General features: G+C 44.1%; 14 protein-coding genes and 2 tRNA genes. 8 read left to right on the top strand and 8 right to left on the bottom strand.

Features of this window, described 5'->3' with window-relative positions; translation table 11 throughout:
- Positions 1 to 5 precede the first annotated feature (5 nt).
- A complete protein-coding gene (rplU, locus tag HAT2_RS00510; RefSeq protein ID WP_114544094.1) occupies positions 6 to 407 on the bottom strand; it encodes a 50S ribosomal protein L21 in 402 nt (133 codons plus the stop codon).
- An 81-nt stretch (positions 408 to 488) separates the two neighbouring features.
- Positions 489 to 561 (bottom strand) — tRNA-Phe (locus HAT2_RS00505).
- 149 nt (positions 562 to 710) lie between these two features.
- Between HAT2_RS00505 and rpsL the strand changes: the two genes are divergently transcribed.
- From rpsL to HAT2_RS00480, 5 genes are all read left to right on the top strand, one after another.
- Complete coding sequence (rpsL, locus tag HAT2_RS00500) at positions 711 to 1100, top strand: 30S ribosomal protein S12 (protein ID WP_114544093.1); 390 nt, start codon at positions 711 to 713, stop codon at positions 1098 to 1100.
- 106 nt (positions 1101 to 1206) lie between these two features.
- Positions 1207 to 1680, top strand: a complete 474-nt coding sequence (gene rpsG / locus HAT2_RS00495) for a 30S ribosomal protein S7 (RefSeq protein ID WP_114544092.1) — start codon at positions 1207 to 1209, stop codon at positions 1678 to 1680.
- Between the two features lie 16 nt (positions 1681 to 1696).
- The gene (fusA, locus tag HAT2_RS00490; protein ID WP_114544091.1) at positions 1697 to 3781 is read left to right on the top strand and encodes an elongation factor G; all 2085 of its coding nucleotides are present in this window, start codon (positions 1697 to 1699) and stop codon (positions 3779 to 3781) included.
- Between the two features lie 32 nt (positions 3782 to 3813).
- Positions 3814 to 4134, top strand: coding sequence for a 30S ribosomal protein S10 (gene rpsJ / locus HAT2_RS00485; RefSeq protein ID WP_114544090.1), 321 nt, complete (start codon positions 3814 to 3816; stop codon positions 4132 to 4134).
- Between the two features lie 13 nt (positions 4135 to 4147).
- The gene (locus tag HAT2_RS00480) at positions 4148 to 5206 is read left to right on the top strand and encodes a M42 family metallopeptidase (RefSeq protein ID WP_114544089.1); all 1059 of its coding nucleotides are present in this window, start codon (positions 4148 to 4150) and stop codon (positions 5204 to 5206) included.
- A gap of 436 nt (positions 5207 to 5642) precedes the next feature.
- Here the strand turns inward: HAT2_RS00480 and HAT2_RS00470 are convergent.
- Positions 5643 to 5715, bottom strand: a tRNA-Arg gene (locus tag HAT2_RS00470).
- Between the two features lie 48 nt (positions 5716 to 5763).
- Here HAT2_RS00470 and HAT2_RS00465 point away from each other — a divergent pair.
- From HAT2_RS00465 to HAT2_RS00455, 3 genes are all read left to right on the top strand, one after another.
- On the top strand, positions 5764 to 6345 hold the full coding sequence (locus tag HAT2_RS00465; protein WP_114544087.1) for a hypothetical protein: 582 nt from the start codon (positions 5764 to 5766) through the stop codon (positions 6343 to 6345).
- A 180-nt stretch (positions 6346 to 6525) separates the two neighbouring features.
- Positions 6526 to 8109, top strand: a complete 1584-nt coding sequence (locus HAT2_RS00460) for a peptide ABC transporter substrate-binding protein (RefSeq protein ID WP_114544086.1) — start codon at positions 6526 to 6528, stop codon at positions 8107 to 8109.
- Positions 8106 to 9689, top strand: a complete 1584-nt coding sequence (locus HAT2_RS00455) for an ABC transporter substrate-binding protein (protein WP_181860266.1) — start codon at positions 8106 to 8108, stop codon at positions 9687 to 9689. The genes HAT2_RS00460 and HAT2_RS00455 overlap by 4 nt, the downstream gene beginning before the upstream one ends.
- Here HAT2_RS00455 and HAT2_RS00450 read toward each other — a convergent pair.
- The 5 genes from HAT2_RS00450 to HAT2_RS00430 all read right to left on the bottom strand — a co-directional run.
- A complete protein-coding gene (locus HAT2_RS00450; protein WP_114544084.1) occupies positions 9629 to 10690 on the bottom strand; it encodes a hypothetical protein in 1062 nt (353 codons plus the stop codon). The two genes, HAT2_RS00455 and HAT2_RS00450, sit on opposite strands and share 61 nt — an antisense overlap.
- Positions 10683 to 11765, bottom strand: a complete 1083-nt coding sequence (locus tag HAT2_RS00445; protein WP_114544083.1) for a hypothetical protein — start codon at positions 11763 to 11765, stop codon at positions 10683 to 10685. The genes HAT2_RS00450 and HAT2_RS00445 overlap by 8 nt, the downstream gene beginning before the upstream one ends.
- Before the next feature lie 14 nt (positions 11766 to 11779).
- Complete coding sequence (locus tag HAT2_RS00440) at positions 11780 to 12733, bottom strand: hypothetical protein (RefSeq protein ID WP_114544082.1); 954 nt, start codon at positions 12731 to 12733, stop codon at positions 11780 to 11782.
- Between the two features lies 1 nt (position 12734).
- Complete coding sequence (gene ndk / locus HAT2_RS00435; RefSeq protein ID WP_114544081.1) at positions 12735 to 13139, bottom strand: nucleoside-diphosphate kinase; 405 nt, start codon at positions 13137 to 13139, stop codon at positions 12735 to 12737.
- A 41-nt stretch (positions 13140 to 13180) separates the two neighbouring features.
- A partial coding sequence (locus tag HAT2_RS00430) for a DEAD/DEAH box helicase (RefSeq protein ID WP_114544080.1) occupies positions 13181 to 16311 on the bottom strand: 3131 nt, incomplete at its 5' end.

Here is a 16311-nt window from a genome sequence, read left to right as displayed (position 1 = left end):
TCGACTTACCCTCTTACAATTTCTAGCACTTCAATTCGGGAATACTTTTGACGATGCCCAAGACGACGACGACATCTTTTCCTTCTTTTGTAACGGAAAAAAATCAACTTCTCACCGGCTACACTTCCCAAAACACGCACAACCACCTTCGCTCCGGGAATAAAAGGAGACCCTAACACTAGCTTGCCGCCATTCTCCCGAATCGCTAAAACATCACACAACTCCAAAGTTTGACCAGACTCGGCCCCCAGCAGTTCCACGTCGACATAGTGTCCAGGCTCGAATTTGTACTGCTTCCCACCTGTACGCGCAACTGCATACGCTAAATCCATCTGACACGCTCCCAAACTTGATATAAAAAAACAACGCGCAATCAAAGCGACGAAACCATAGAACGAGTCGGCCATGTTAAATCGCGCAGCACTGAGAAGTCAAACACTACTAAAAATGAGACCTGCAGCGAAAGGACTCCAGAGAGCCTGAAAGATTAGCCAGGACCGGAATCGAACCGGTGACACAAGGATTTTCAGTCCTTTGCTCTACCGACTGAGCTACCTGGCCGGGAAAGAGGACAGGAGAGTAACTGGAGAAGTCTTTCTTCGCAATGTAGTAGACGACACTCCCCAAACTTAGAGACCACCAATCATTGAAAAAATTGTGTAAAAAAGCTAACCTCTCGGAGATCTTTTTACTTTCAGGAGCATTACTGGATGCCGACAAAAAACCAACTTCTCAGAAAGGGTCGTCAATCGAAAACGAGAGCATCGAAAGCACCGGCTCTGCAGTCCTGTCCCCAAAAGCGTGGAGTTTGTTTACAAGTCAAGACGAAAACACCGAAGAAGCCGAACTCCGCCTTGAGAAAGGTCGCTTGGGTCCGTCTTTCTAATGGGCAAGAGGTCATCGCCTACATTGGAGGAGAGGGGCACAATCTGCAGGAGCACAGTATGGTGCTCGTGCGTGGTGGTCGTACCAAAGACTTGCCTGGTGTCCGATATCACATCGTCCGAGGCATTATGGACTGTGCTGGAGTAAAAGGCAGGATGAAAGGAAGGTCGAAGTACGGGTCGAAAAGGCCTGTCGCCAAGACAGCTTCCAGATAGTTCAGTGAAGCTGTTATCCCAAATTTCCTTATACCTTACTGGAGGGCCCGATAAGTAACGGGTATCTTTTTCAAACAATAAATACGGATTTTTAAGGTGCCTGTTTATGTCTCGTCGGCGTCGCGCAGAAAAAAGAATAGTTGACCCAGACCCTGAGTTTTCCAGTCAGCTTCTTTCCAAGTTCATTAATAAGGTTATGATGCAAGGGAAGAAATCCCTTGCTCAAAGGATTGTCTATCGCGCTCTTTCTCGTTTTGCGCAGAAGATTAATGCAGAGGATCCTGCCAAAGCCTTTGAACAAGCCGTGGAAAATGTCAAACCTCTTGTTTCCGTCAAGTCGAGGAGAGTGGGAGGCGCTACTTATCAGGTTCCCGTTGAATTACCTGCTGACAAGAGGGTTTCTATGGCTTTCAAATGGATTATTCAATTTGCCAGAGCCAAGCCTGGGCGCAGCATGGAGGAGGCTCTCGCTTTAGAGTTGCTGGATGCCTACAATGGTCAAGGAACCAGTGTGAAAAAACGCGATGAGATGCACCGAGCAGCAGAAGCGAACAAGGCTTTTGCACATTACAAGTGGTAAGTTCAGAGGAGAGTACATGTCGTCCAACTCGCAAGAGAATCCACTAGCCTTTCTCCGAAATATCGGGATCATGGCCCATATTGATGCGGGCAAAACAACCCTGACAGAAAGGATCCTCTTTTACTCTGGTTCAGTGCATGCCATGGGTGAAGTGCACAAGGGTTCAGCCACCATGGATTGGATGGAACAAGAGAGGGAGCGTGGTATTACGATCACAGCGGCTGCGACTCGCGTGTTTTGGGGCAACTCTATTATTAACATTATCGATACTCCAGGACACGTTGACTTTACAATGGAAGTGGAGCGAGCTCTACGAGTTCTTGATGGTGCCTGTGCCGTTATTTGTGCAGTAGCTGGAGTACAACCGCAAACCGAAACAGTTTGGAGACAAGCAGACAAGTATGGGGTCCCTCGGATTGTTTTTGTGAACAAGATGGACCGCATGGGTGCCGACTTTTTTGGCGCGGTCAATTCTATTCGTGAAAAGTTAGGAGCCTCTCCCGTTCCTGTCCATGTCCCCATCGGAGCCGAAAGTGAGTTCCGCGGCATTGTCGATCTTATTGAGAGGAAGGCTGTTTTTTTTGAGGACGATTTAGGAAAAAAGTTTTCTATTGGAGAAATTCCAGAAGACATGCGGGGTGAGTGCGAAGATCGTCGTACCTACATGTTAGAAGAAATAGCGAGTTGTTCTAACGACGAATCTTTTTTGGACGACCTTTTGATCAGACCAGATAGCATTACCCCGGAACGCATTCAACAGCAGATCAGGAAGGGAGTCCTAGCAGGGGATTTCATCCCAGTTCTTTGTGGGAGCGCCTTTAAAAATAAGGGTGTTCAGCAGCTTTTAGACTGCGTCATCCGTTGGTTACCCTCTCCTCTAGATCGACAAGCTGTTAACGGTTTTGACCCTTATACAGAAGAAGAAAAAGCCCTCCCTCCTGATATAAAGGGGCCATTTGTTGCTTTAGCTTTCAAGATTATGAGTGATCCTTATGTGGGTCGCCTGACTTATGCTCGCGTGTATAGTGGGAGTCTAGACAAGGGGACAGCGATTTTGAACGTCTCCAAGGGCAAGAAGGAACGGGTCTCTCGTATCTTGCAGATGAATGCCAACGATCGAACGGATCTGGATCGCACATCCGTTGGAGAAATTCCAGCTTTTGTCGGTTTGAAGTTCACAACGACGGGTGATACGCTTTGTCAAGAAGGCACTCAGTTCCTTCTCGAAAGAATGGAGTTTCCAGAGCCCGTCATTTCCATGGCAATTGAACCGAAATCGAAAGCGGACAGAGAAAAGTTGTCCCTTGCTCTCTCCTCCTTATCTTCTGAAGATCCTACTTTTCGGGTTTCAACAAACGAAGAGACAGGCCAGACAATTATCTCAGGAATGGGCGAGCTCCATCTTGAGATTCTGTGCGACAGAATGTTTCGAGAATTCAGTGTTGCAGCTAATGTTGGTAAGCCTCAAGTTTCTTATAAAGAGACTATTTCCAAGCCCAATCGCTCTGAAATGAAATATGTGAAACAGAGCGGAGGTCGTGGTCAGTACGCACACGTAGTTTTAGAAATAGAGCCGAACCCTCCAGGAAAAGGCAATGAAATCCTTAATAAAATTACATGCGGTGTCATTCCGAAGGAGTACATTCCTGCAGTCATAAAAGGCGTGGAAGACGGCTTGACGACAGGTGTACTGGCTGGTTATCCGCTAGTCGATGTCAAGGTGTCCATCGTTTTTGGATCTTATCATGAGGTTGACTCAAGCGAGATTGCCTTTCGCATTTGTGGATCTATGGGGCTGAAGGATGCTGCTCGAGGTGCGAAGCCCATTCTAAAGGAACCTATCATGAAGGTTGAGGTCTTGACTCCAGAGGCTCAAATTGGAGATGTAATTGGAGACTTGAATCGTCGCCGAGGAAAAGTTTTAGGGCAGGAAATCGTGAAAGGAACCTATCAAGTTGCTGCAGAGGTTCCCTTAGCAGAAATGTCAGGCTATTCAACAGAGCTTCGTTCTCTGACTTCTGGACGTGGAACCTATACTGCATCGATCAGCCACTTCGAGCAAGTTCCTTCGAAAATTCAGGAAGCTATCGTTAAAAACTAAGCTTTGTTTGTTCTGAGAGAGGGAAAGCAATTATGCCAAAGAAAAAGTTCGAAAAAAAGATCAGGATTCGCTTGAAAGGTTTTGATAAGGGACTGCTTGATCATTCTGCAAGGGACATCACAGAAACTGCGAAAAGGACAGGAGCGATGGTTGTCGGTCCGATTCCTCTACCGACTAGTCGAGAACGTTATACTGTTTTGCGCTCCCCTCATGTCGATCGCAAATCTCGCGAGCAGTTCGAGCTCATCACTTACAACAGATTAATAGAGATCTTAGATCCTCCAGCAAAGACTTTGGACGCCTTGAAGGGCCTTGCCCTTTCCTGTGGTGTTGACATCAAACTAAAAATCTAAGGATCTGGGCGTCATGTCTGAAGAGTTGGACCTGAATTTGTTAAGGGAAATCCTTTTGACACATGGAACATCAGGAGATGAAAAACTAGTCGTTGAACTGTTGAAAGGTAAACTTGCCCCTTATGTTACTTCTTTCAATACGGACGCAATGGGTAATTTAACTGCCTATAGAAAGGGAACAACGAAAGCCGGAACCCGTTTGATGTTCAGCGCTCATATTGACGAGATTGGCTTGATGGTCAAACACATCGAGTCTTCCGGCTTTTTGCGTGTCCTCCCTATCGGAGGTATTGATCCCCGCACATTGGTTTGCCAAGAGTTCATCGTGTTGGGCTCTGAACCCATTCGTGGTGTCATTGGAACAAAGCCGATCCACATCCAGAAAGCTGAGGACAAGAAAGGTGAGACAAAATTAGATGATTGTCTAATCGACACTGGCTTAACAAAGGAAGAATTAGAAGCAAAGGGGGTCTCCATTGGAACACCCGTTGTCCGGGTTGGACACTTGAAAGAGTTAGGACCTCTTCTTTCTTCTAAATCGATGGATAATCGCATTTGTGTCTTTGCCCTTGTCTCCTTTCTCATGCAATTAGAGCAGTGCCCTCACGATCTTTATTGTGTTTTTTGCACTCAGGAAGAAGTAGGCTTAAGAGGGATTCGTAATGCAGCCGCAGCTATTCGACCTAATATCGGTATCAACTTCGACGTTGGATTAGCGGGAGATACCCCTGGCACGCCTGAGCATGAAGCGCGTTTAAAGCTAGGAGAGGGCACGGCAATTAAATTACTTGATGCCACTTCTTTTAGTCATCGTGGTCTCTTTGAAAAAATGAAGGGCATTGCCTTAAGAAATGCAATTCCTTTTCAAATCGACGCTTGTACCAGTGGAGGAACGGATGCTGCGGGTATGCAGTATCTTTCGCTTGTCAACTGCATTGTGGGAGGTGTTTCTCTGCCTCTGCGCTACATGCACTCTCCAGTGGAAACAGTACACAGAAAAGATGTTGCTGGCACTATCAACTTGATGAAGGCTATTGCAAGTGATACTTCTCTAAAAGACCTCTTAACTTAGAGCAAGGTGGTATGCCCTGCCACCAGGGCAACCCCAGACAGTACTCTGAAAAAGATATTTCCCTTAAGAGAGACAACGCGTCCTGTAGCTCTTCCTTTGGAGACGTCAACTCTAGACGGCCTGGGCAGGCGACAGCAATGAAAGGGGACTGGATAAAGTAGTTGTAGTTCGCCACTTGTCTCTTGGCTTTTCTCCAAAAGGATTCTTTTGTTTTACACTCAATAAGCAGTAAGGGTTCCATTCTGCCTTCTCGAGAATAACAGTAAAGCAAGTCCAAACGTTTTATAGCGGAAGAAAGGATGGGGCTCAGGCACTTCGTATCTTTTTCTGAAGCCAAACTTTGTCTTGAAAAACCTAGGCGCTCCATTGAAATCAAAAGACGATTCTTAAAAGATGGTTCCGAAATCAACTGCAACCTCTAGATAGAGGGACAGGATACACCGGAAAGGATTCGAACCTCCAACCCCCTGGTCCGAAGCCAGGTGCTCTGTCCGTTGAGCTACCGGTGCAAGGAGAGGTATGTTAAAACTTCCCTATTTTTTTAGCTAACGCTGAATATGTTTTACGTAGAAAAAACGGGATTCCCCATTCGAATAAAACCTTGTAAATCTAAACCTCACCATCGCATGATGCTTTTTTTATCTGAGCAAGGTACAGAAGAGATCTTTATTCCTGCCCCTTTCTCTCCCTATCCTCTCTCTCTTTTGCGTGTCTTCCTAAGACAGCATACAGTCGATTTTTCCTCCCTCCTCTACTCTGAGCAGATGTATCCCTCCCCTTTAGAAAAAGGAATGCCTCTCTTCGAACTACAATCTCTACTTGCTTCTTCTTTGCAACCTGGTATACCAGTCGATGCTCTTTTTCGACTTGTACAAGAGCTTCTTTTCCCACCCCAAGCAGATCCAGATATTCTTTTTATCAAAGTGGCTTGCTTTCTGCTGGCTTCAGAGGGCCTTTGGCCCTCAACTCTGGAAGATTGGCCTTCCTCGATTTTTAAAAAGGATCCTTTGAAAAAGGGATGGTCTTTCTTGCTCCACCTACATAAACAGCCTCCTCTCTCTTTACACCAGCTCGAGCTACAAAAAGATTGGGACTTATCCTTTTGGAAAAAAGCTCTCATACGGCTCTTATACCAATAGCCCTCATTCTTCTTGATAAACACGTATAGAAAAAGATTGGAGGAAAAGATGCCCTCGTACAGAATTTTTGCGATCCTTGAGGAACATTCTTTGGGGTTTGTAGGCTCTGGGAGCTGATGTCGAGTTATATTTTCGAATTTCTTCGGGCGATCAGAAAGGAACGAAGGAGAGCACTTTTTTATGTTCGAACGAAGAAGTAGTCGTCCCCTTCTCCTCTTCTTTTGTTTTCTCTTTATCTGTCTCGTCAGTTACCTCTCGGTGCTCGGTGTCAAAAAAGGGGAGAATCGTAGCGTACGCATTGGCATTAAAAATGCGACGATTACGCTTAACCCTTTTGGCTATTTATCTCTTTCTTCGATGATCATCTCCAAACACTTATACGAAAGTCTTGTCGAATTAGATAGCAAGAACACAATTGTCCCTAAAGCTTGTGAAAGGTTTGAATTTGACCCTGAAAGAAAGACATACACCTTTTATCTTCGAAAAGCCTCCTGGTCCGACGGCACACCTGTTACAGCTTATGACTTTGAACGATCATGGAAATATAGCTTGGAAGGCGACAAGACGCATCTGAACCATCATATGCGTCATTATATGACCTCCATTCAAGGCGCAAAAGACTTTCCTTTTAAGGGCATCTGGGAAGAGGTAGGGGTACGCGTACTAAATGAGCATACCATTGAAGTGACCCTAGAACGAGATGCACCTTCATTCCTGTCCTACTTGGCGCTGCCTTTGTTTTGCCCACGCCATCCGTCTTGGAAGGACGAGTTCGGTCCAACGAATGGCCCATTTTTCCTAGAAAAGTGGACTTTTGACCATTCGGTCACACTTAAGAAAAACCCCTTCTATTGGGATGCTACGTCAGTCAGTTTAGATACTTTAGAGTTTCAACTTGTTCATACGAAGTTAGGTCTCCTTTTACTGGAAAAAAAAGAAATCCACTTTTGCGAGTTACCAGAAAACCTCCCCTTCGTTGAAACAGAGCTTCTTCTAGCCAATCGCTTGCACGTTCTCAACCAAACCTATCGCACACGTGTCATCTGTATCAATGCAACACATCCCCTTCTTGCCAATACAAAAATTCGAAAAGCTCTCAACTTAAGCCTAGATCGAGAAACGCTTGTTCGCGTCGTTGCACGATATGGACAACCTGCTTACACCATGATTCCACCATACATTTCTTCTATCGAACAGCATCTTGTTCAACCCATTAAGGAAGACCCGAACCTTGCAAAGCAGTTTCTTGATGAGGGGTTGAAAGAATTAGGACTGTCTCGTACAGATTTTAGCGAAATCTGCCTCTACTTTCCCACAACTTTGCCTAGAGAGGTCCCTGAAGCCATTCAACAAAGATGGCATAAAGTCTTAGGTATTTTCATTCCCGCTCAAGCTAAGGACGCCACATCGAGTTTAGAACAATTGGCGAAAGGCCAACCGGGACTTTATGCCATAACGTGGTGCCCAGACTATGCAGACGTCTTGAATTTCTTAGAGATCTTTGCTGGGGACGGATTATTTAACCTTCAGTGGAACTCCTCCTCTTTTGACGACCTAATTAAAAAAGCAAAAAGTGCCTCAACAACTCGAGAGAAAGAGCTCTTTCTGTCCAAGGCAGAACAGATTCTACTACATGAGGCATCCGTGATCCCTCTTTACAGGCCCCCTGCCCTCTTTGCAGTCGATCGATCATTGAGAAATTTTCAAATTAGCCCTATTCACACTATGGATTTCTCGCGATGTTACTGGGACCCAGAACAATGACCAAGAATCACAGAACGGACAAACACTTTTACGACAGAAAATTGTCTCAGGCCTTGTTTATTCTCTTTCTCACTCTTTGGGGGTCATGTACTTACCTTTGGACCAAGCAGTCTCCTTCTAGATCTGGGTTAACTGTTGCTTTGCCCTTTGACCCAAATGGGTCACTTTTTCCACCTGCACCTTCCTCGATCACCACCATTTTAGTGCGGCACCTCTATGAAGGGTTAACATGCGTCAACGAGCAGGGTGAGGTGGAGCTTGCACTAGCGGATGGCATGCATGTTTCTGACGACGAAACAACTTACACCTTTTCCTTACGTAATCGTTTTTGGTCCGATGGATCTCCTCTAACTTCTTTTGACCTAGAACAAGGATGGAAAGATATTCTTCTCCAGTTCGGCCCTGAGGGATGTCCCCAAGTGATGAAATTGATTACTGGGGTGACAGATTTTCTTAACAATCGCATCCCCTGGGATCAAGTTGGAATCAAAGCAACGCAACCTGATCAATTTCAAGTCTCATTGAATGAGCCAGATCCTGCTTTTCCAAGGGTATTATCCCTTCCTTTTCTTGTCCCTAGGGATCCGACACTTGGACAAGAGAAAAATAACGGCCCTTTCTTTATCAAATCGTGGCATCCCGGGAACTTGGTTTTGAAAAGAAACCCTTTTTATCCTAGGGCACATCAAGTTCATTTAGATGAAGTCAGTATTCTCTTTTTGAGAGATGAAAAATTATCTTTTTCCCTTCTCGAACAGGGACAAATTGACCTTGCTGTTTTTTATGACCAAGTCAAACCTTCACGGCAACTTATACGTGCAGAACCTTATCTACTGCATGTTATCGGACAATCTGGTCTGACAGCAGCGATCTTATTCAACAGGAAGAAGCAACCTCTCCACCATCTTCAAATTCGTCAAGCCTTAAGCTTAGCCATTAAGAGAGAAGCTCTCCTAGAGCAGCATTCTCACCTCAACTTCCCAGCTTATCAACTCATTCCACCTGTACTTGCTAAGAAAGAAAAGGAAAATACAGAGCCCTATCATAAGAGGAAGGAAAAAGCTAAAGAGCTCCTCGAAGGAGCTATCCGAGAACTACATTTATCAACGGACGACTTTGATGGCCTTAATATTCTCGCCCTTGAAGAAGGTCCTCCTTTCATAGTTCGACAGATCATTCGAAAAACTTGGATTAAGAGTTTAGGGGTTTCTTTACCTATTGAACAACCTCCCTTCGAACAAGGGATTCAACAGCTCCTATCAGGAGATTTCAATATTGCACTCCTTTTTTACCAAAGTAGTTGTCCTGAAAATGATTCCTTCCTGGAACCTTTTTTACACGGACATTTACATCATCTGCTCACACCTGAAGAGAAGGTCCGTTTTCTTTCTGAAGAGCTTTCTATTGAGGAGATGGAGCAGACTTTACTGGATAATTACATCGTTATACCGCTCTACCATCCTGGGTACCTATGTGGGACGCGACTTGGACTAAAAGGGGTAAACATTGACCCTTTCTTTCAGGATATTGATTTCTCACGAGCATATTGGGAAAGAACAAATTCCTTTGCATCAGGATAAAATTGAACTTGAACCAAGAAATTATCTTTCCCTTCTGAGCTATGGCCCATGAAGAGAATATTTTTTCCTACGTTATACACGCTCTGCAACCACGATTCCTCATTGCTATGATTAACACTTGGAATCAGAACCAGTTCAATATCTTCGACAGAAAACGGATAGTTTGCCAAATAGGGACGCCATTGTTCATTTGTATTAATCACGTGTAGGATCTTTTCAACAGCTCGCACAAAAGCATCCTGTAAATTGCCTTTAGGAAAGGGATGAGGATCAATCCACTTTCCAGAACAAAAGATCTTTCTTACTGCACCGAAGGACGAATCACATACGTTACATGCCCGATCTTCTAAACGAAATTGAATAATCCCTAATTCATTCAATTCATCATCTAAAAGATCTGGTAAGGCTGCAAACAAGTGACCAAAAGGTTGTCTAAGCAGTAGATGCGTGGTAAAATCAAACCTGTTGAAGAAGTCTGCTTCTTCAGGCATGAGGGCCGGATGCGTTCCATCCTCAAGCTGCTCCTTCAAGAGTCTTCGCTCTTTGAAAAGAAGGTTGGTTTCGTTTTTGTTGTATCTTTCAAAAGTTGTCCAGCCGCGCATCAAGTCAATGGAAGAGTCTCCAATACCATTCCTTTCCCGAAAAAAAAGAACAACGTGTAGAAAGTCGGCATCTAAACATGGCCTGAGCTTGATTAGATCAAGATCTTGACTTGCATTGAGTCGATGGTAAATTGCCTCGTAGATTTGGTAAAGCAATTGAGCTGCTTCTTCCTTCGAAAGAACCCTTCTCGGAGAAGAAAAAGACCAATAAAGATTACGAATAGCTGTATAGCAGCTCGATGCTGTACCAGAGGACTGAAGGTCGAAAAGACGACAAACCTCTTCAAGAATAGTCATTTGCAAATCTTGCAGACGATGATAAGGTTGGGGCACCTCATGAGCGCATAGCCTCATAAGATAAGCAAAAGAAATAATGAGCAGGACCTTGCCTCTATTCATAAGATAAGCCTCGAAAATTCTCTACAAACTTCTCAATATGTCGAAAATAAGTGGGCGAAAGAAAAGGATGATCGAGAAAGGGCGCTGTTGTTGTCGCAGGAACGAACGAAAGTATCGACCTTTTGTTTGCACGCCCCCCCATGACTAGAGTGATAGGATCCCTCGAGGAAACAACCTGAAAAGAAGAGAGAAAGCCTCTAGGCTCCAAAACAGAGGCTGGACCACAGGCAAAGTAATGAAAGTGTCTTGCCGTCTTCCAGGCAGAGTTTCGAAAGACGACTTTGGAAACTGAAGTGCCATCACTGTGTGCAAACAGCATAGAAGGCTCAGACCGATTCAAAATCAAAACGAGGCGCATAGCCTCCTTCAAATTCCTGACAGCTGGATTGGTCTCTGCAGGCAAAAAACCTTTAGCGTTCAAAAATCCTCTGGCCAAATTCTTGAGCGCTACTCGACAAGAAGAGTTGTAAGAGACTAGAACATTCACACCACAAAACCGAGAAAGAAACCAGCCTTGATACAAGGCATCAGCCAAGGTGTTTTGAATACCATTAACGTAAATAACGGTCTCCATAGCCACTTGCCTGGGAGCCGCCTCATGTAAAATAAGATAACTGCCTGAAGGAGACCAACTGCTTCTTTGAAAACGATCTACAGGATTGATAAGAACACGCAAATTGAGAGTGGCTTCTAAGACCCGACACCAAGCTGAAAAACAGCCCTTCTGCAGAAAGGCAGTACAAATATCTGTGAACGAGGCCTCTTCCGTAATAGAAGAGGAAACTTGCCGCCATAATCCTGTTTGTTTGGCCATGTGGTGGAAAGTCTTTTCAGTAAACCCAGGGGGCAACTTGAGCACACCCTTCTCTTGAAGAACCATGCCCGAATTAGCAAATCCAACCAAAAGACGAATGAGAGGAGAAAAAAGAAACTTTATTAAAGAAAATCCCTTTTTCTTACCTAGATTCACCTCACTACCTGCTTTGTTTGATGTGATAGCAGATTGTAAACACGCTCCTGTGACAGGAGCATACACAAGAATTAAAACACAAAAATGCGAGATTCGTCCCAACATGGCATTAGCCCTTCTCAAAAAGAGTAGTTAAATTGAACGAAAAAACCAGAGAAAGTTTGTACCAAAGTGCCTCGTAAATATTGATCCACTGCACTGAAAATCAACCTCCCATCCTCACCCACACGTGTTTGAAGAGCTGGCAAAAGAATGTCGGCATCCAACGACCAATATGCTTTTCCTAAACCCACTTCCACTGCATGAAAGGGAAAATGTACGCTGAGCTGGTACGATAAACCCATCTGATAACTCGATGCACTACCTGCTCCAAAAAAATCCCAGTAATCTAGCCCCATTCCGGCCGTATCGGCATACACCACCGGGGAAAAGGCGCATTCTCCCTTTAACATGAGCTGGGCATATTGCAAACGAGTGGCCACCCCGACACGTACACAGTCCCAAAAGAGACTAGGCCATCTTGTTCCCCTTCTATCCAGTTGTGTACTGGACAGCGTTAATGCACTGTAAATGGAATGCACATCGCTAAAAAAGACACCCTGTCTTAAACGAGAAACACCAACAAATGGGAATAAATCCACGTCGCTACCAAAGCAGCGATTAAATAAAAAATTAATTCCGAAATCACATGCACATCCTAAAGTGCCATAGAAACAATGGTCTGTAGTCACAACCTGTTGTGTGCTGTCTGGTGGTGGCTCCATGGAAAGCCCAAAGACCGTCTTTGCCTTGGTTAGAGAAGCACGGACACCAAAACAATACCACTCGAGAAAAGTAGCCCATTCAGAAAAACGATAAGAAAAACAACCCTCTCGCCAAGGGATAACCCTTGGCTGTAGATTAAGAGGAGCTGTCGCGTCTATATCCCACTGGATAAAACAATCAGCTGACCAAGAGCAATACTCACAGACAAATGGACTGCGATTTCTAGATCGCAAGACGCCATCGGCTTTCAAGTCGAAAGGAATCCATACTAAACATAAGAATCCGGTCAACCAGTTGAATCTGCTCATGTCACGTAAATTGAAAACAGGCAATTTCTCGTCTAGCAGAGGGAACAGAATCGGAGCCGTGTACCGCATTACGGTCAATTGACTCACCAAAATCGGCACGAATAGTCCCCTTTGGAGATCTTTTAGGATCCGTTTCTCCAATCAACTCTCTCCCAAGAGCAACGGCACTGTCTCCCTCAAACACACAAACAACCATAGGACCTTCTGTCATAAAGGCAACAAGATCGTGGAAAAAAGCCTTATCAAGGTGCTCTCGATAAAACTCCTGGGCACGTTCTTCGGTAAACGTGTCTAACTTCATGGCGACCAAAGTCAACCCTCCCTCCTCGAATCGTGAGAGAATCTTTCCAATGCATTTCTTTTGAACAGAATCTGGTTTAATCAAAACTAAAGTTCTTTCACTCATCTCTTAACCCTGTCGTACTTTTGAATCAAAAAAGGATACCTTTATGTTTCAAGAAGCTCAAGAACCTCTTCCCAGGTTAGCTTGGTCATCACGTCTTCCTCATTAGTGATGACCTGTTCCGCAAGATTGCGCTTTCTCTCTTGCATCTCTATAATTTTTTCTTCAATCGTTCCCAAAGTTACGAGTTTGTAGCACGAGACGTTTTTGCTTTGTCCCGTTCGATGAACGCGACTCGTTGCTTGCTCCTCCAAAGCCGGGTTCCACCACATGTCATAGTGAATGACACTATCTGCTCCAACCAAATTTAGACCTGTTCCACCTGCTTTTAAAGAGACGAGAAAAAGTGAAATGTCAGGATTCTCATTGAATTGATGTACTGTCTCCATACGATTTTTAGATGAGCCATCTAAATAGGAAAACACAACATCACGTTTTTCTAAGTCCTCTTTCATGATCTGTAACATTTTCGTATACTGACTGAAGACAACGGCCTTGTGCTGGCTAGCAACAAGGGAATCAACGAGCTCCAAAAACATTTGATATTTTGCGGAATCACATTTCAAGCTGTTGTCCTTTGAGAATATAGCAGGATGACAACAAATTTGTTTTAATCGTGTCAAAGTCGCTAAAACATTGATTTGAACGCTTTCGAAACCTTCTTTTGAAATCAATGTTGTCAGCTCTTCCTTCGCAGAACGAGCATAAGAGCAATAGAGCTCCTTCTGGGAGTCTGTCAAAGCACAGTGATAAACGATTTCATTGACAGGAGGTAAGTCTTGCACAACATCCTTCTTTAAGCGTCTGAGAATGAAAGGAGACACTTTTCTCTTCAATCTTTCCATACGTTCTTCGCTATCATCCTGAAAAAGAGTCCCTTTAACATACTTATCTACAAAACGTTCATAATTGCTCAGAAAGCCTGGCATTAAAAAATCAAATAGGCTCCACAGTTCTTGGACATTATTTTCTACGGGTGTTCCAGTGAGAACGAGTCGGTGATGGCTCTTCACCAGTTTGACAGCTTTTGCGTTGCGAGTAGACCTATTTTTAATGTGTTGAGCCTCATCAAGAACGACATATCCGAAAACGGTCTTTTTATATGATTCCACGTCCTTTTGGAGTAGGGTGTAGGAAGTGATAAGAACGTCGATTTGACCTTGACACGATTCAATTATTTTCTTTCTGGTAATGGGCGCACCGTCTACAACATAAGAACTGAGATTCGGACTAAACTTCTGAATCTCTTCTTGCCAATTGTAGAGAAGAGAGGTTGGGCAAACGACTAAAGAAACAGCACCTGGATTCAATTCTTTGAAGTGGGTCAAAGCAACAATACCTTGTAAGGTCTTGCCTAACCCCATATCGTCAGCTAGAATTCCGTTGAGGTGCATCTTCCGTAACCGCTCGAGCCAAACAATCCCCTCCTCTTGATAAGTTCGAAAAACGGCTTTAATATCTTGGGGAATGACGGCAGTCTCACTGAGAGGAAAGTCGCTCATTTCTCGTTGAAAAGCTAAAAGCTTTTCATCAATCGTTAAATCAATGAGTTCATTAAGCTTTTCTTTAGGGTTAACTTGGGCCAATGTCCAAAACGGCACCTGGAAAACTCCAGTCTCGAGCTTCTTAATCCCCAAGTCATCAAAGAAATGGATAATTTCCATCAGCCTTTTTAGATCAAGAACAAGAACACGCTTAATCTTTTTCCCTGCACTTCTTCGATCTGAAGAAATCAAATCGACATATCTTCTTTCGTATAGAACACATTCCCACAATCTTTCTAGAGAAAGCCCTGCCAAGTGACCATTCACTTCAATATGCGCCTCGTACTGTCCTGGAACAATACCCTCATAGAGTCCAACCTTGAAAGTCGTTGCATCATAGATAAATTGATCCAAAAGATTGTCTGGGCATCGAAACTCAATTCGATCTCGATATTTCGGAATGACTTCTGTCATGAAGTAAAGGAGAGCTCTCTCGTTTTTGGCCAGAAAAAGATTTGTTTCTGGATCAAAAACAAAATGATGGAAAATGTCGTTAACCAAAGCTCGCTCTTGAACGAGGTTACGTGCCAAAATACCCTCATCCGACACAAACTGTCGAATAATCTCCACTGTCAATCTAGAAACAGCTTCAGGCACTTCCAAGTCACCGTAAAGGAATGAAAACTGAACTTCCAGCTTCCCTCCTACATAAAAGACATGACAGATTCCTCTTACATCACCTGTGTACACGTAGGTCGAGAATTGCTGGATCAACTCTTCGTTGTCGATTCGGAGCAATTTGCGCATTTCAGGAAGAACATACTCTAAAAATGTACCACACAAGGGCTCTGGTATGACGAGGTTGTCAAGTCGCTCAATTCTACGCAAATGAGCAGACATCACTTCATTCCGAAAAGCGTAGTAAACTCCGTTAAATAGCAGACCGGGGGGAGAACTCTTTAGCAAGAGGCAAACATCTTGTAGCTTGACGCGCATTGTCTGATTTAAGGCCAAGAGGATTTTGAGAATCAACTTAGGTGAAGGTGATTGGATCGCATCTAATTCGAGAACCACTTCAATAGGATCCACAGCAAAACGCAAAGGAGCTTCCATTCCAAATGTAAAAAGAAGAGGGAACTCCCTTTCCTCACAAGAAGAGGAAACAGGTAATTTTTCCAGTAAAAGCGACCTCTGTTCACATAAGATATGAGCAATAGCCTCAATTCCCAAAAAAGCCTTCTTGACGACAGCTCGTTTAGAGCTCTCTCCAGAAGGCTTTGTATCGGCTAGCATCACAAGATGTTCAGAAGAGACATTCAAGATCTTCCAAGAATCTTCTGTGAAACATTCCTTTGAAAGAAGAACTTGTCTTCCGTTGAAAGTAGCCACCTCTTGATACTTCACTGCATCGATGAATTCTTGAGGCTGTGTTACTTGTAACGGCTTACTTCTTCCCGGAATACGTAAGGTTAACTGCACTTCGAAAAATACTTCTTCCGAGAAGCCGACAAATGTTCTCTTAGACCCTATAGAAAGAACAAAGTCAACACAGAAAGCATGCAAAACATCAGGAGAATAGGGCGGTAGGCAAAGAGGATTGAACGCAAGGACAAGAAGGGCTTCAACATATTCGCGAACCAACTCTCGTTCTACACGCAAATCCGACTTGCGCAATTCTTCCTGGCTGGGAG

This window comes from Candidatus Similichlamydia laticola (assembly GCF_003339615.1).
GTDB lineage: Bacteria > Chlamydiota > Chlamydiia > Chlamydiales > Parilichlamydiaceae > Similichlamydia > Similichlamydia laticola.
The sequence above is the reverse complement of the archived record's forward strand: the minus strand, read 5'-3'. Positions and strand labels throughout refer to the sequence as shown.

What these genes read in the sequence shown, in the direction of transcription:
- rplU (WP_114544094.1), bottom strand. Translation starts at nt 407, where the DNA reads ATGGCCGACTCGTTCTATGGTTTCGTCGCTTTGATTGCGCGTTGTTTT.
- rpsL (WP_114544093.1), top strand. Translation starts at nt 711, where the DNA reads ATGCCGACAAAAAACCAACTTCTCAGAAAGGGTCGTCAATCGAAAACG.
- rpsG (WP_114544092.1), top strand. Translation starts at nt 1,207, where the DNA reads ATGTCTCGTCGGCGTCGCGCAGAAAAAAGAATAGTTGACCCAGACCCT.
- fusA (WP_114544091.1), top strand. Translation starts at nt 1,697, where the DNA reads ATGTCGTCCAACTCGCAAGAGAATCCACTAGCCTTTCTCCGAAATATC.
- rpsJ (WP_114544090.1), top strand. Translation starts at nt 3,814, where the DNA reads ATGCCAAAGAAAAAGTTCGAAAAAAAGATCAGGATTCGCTTGAAAGGT.
- HAT2_RS00480 (WP_114544089.1), top strand. Translation starts at nt 4,148, where the DNA reads ATGTCTGAAGAGTTGGACCTGAATTTGTTAAGGGAAATCCTTTTGACA.
- HAT2_RS00465 (WP_114544087.1), top strand. Translation starts at nt 5,764, where the DNA reads ATGTTTTACGTAGAAAAAACGGGATTCCCCATTCGAATAAAACCTTGT.
- HAT2_RS00460 (WP_114544086.1), top strand. Translation starts at nt 6,526, where the DNA reads ATGTTCGAACGAAGAAGTAGTCGTCCCCTTCTCCTCTTCTTTTGTTTT.
- HAT2_RS00455 (WP_181860266.1), top strand. Translation starts at nt 8,106, where the DNA reads ATGACCAAGAATCACAGAACGGACAAACACTTTTACGACAGAAAATTG.
- HAT2_RS00450 (WP_114544084.1), bottom strand. Translation starts at nt 10,690, where the DNA reads ATGAATAGAGGCAAGGTCCTGCTCATTATTTCTTTTGCTTATCTTATG.
- HAT2_RS00445 (WP_114544083.1), bottom strand. Translation starts at nt 11,765, where the DNA reads ATGTTGGGACGAATCTCGCATTTTTGTGTTTTAATTCTTGTGTATGCT.
- HAT2_RS00440 (WP_114544082.1), bottom strand. Translation starts at nt 12,733, where the DNA reads ATGAGCAGATTCAACTGGTTGACCGGATTCTTATGTTTAGTATGGATT.
- ndk (WP_114544081.1), bottom strand. Translation starts at nt 13,139, where the DNA reads ATGAGTGAAAGAACTTTAGTTTTGATTAAACCAGATTCTGTTCAAAAG.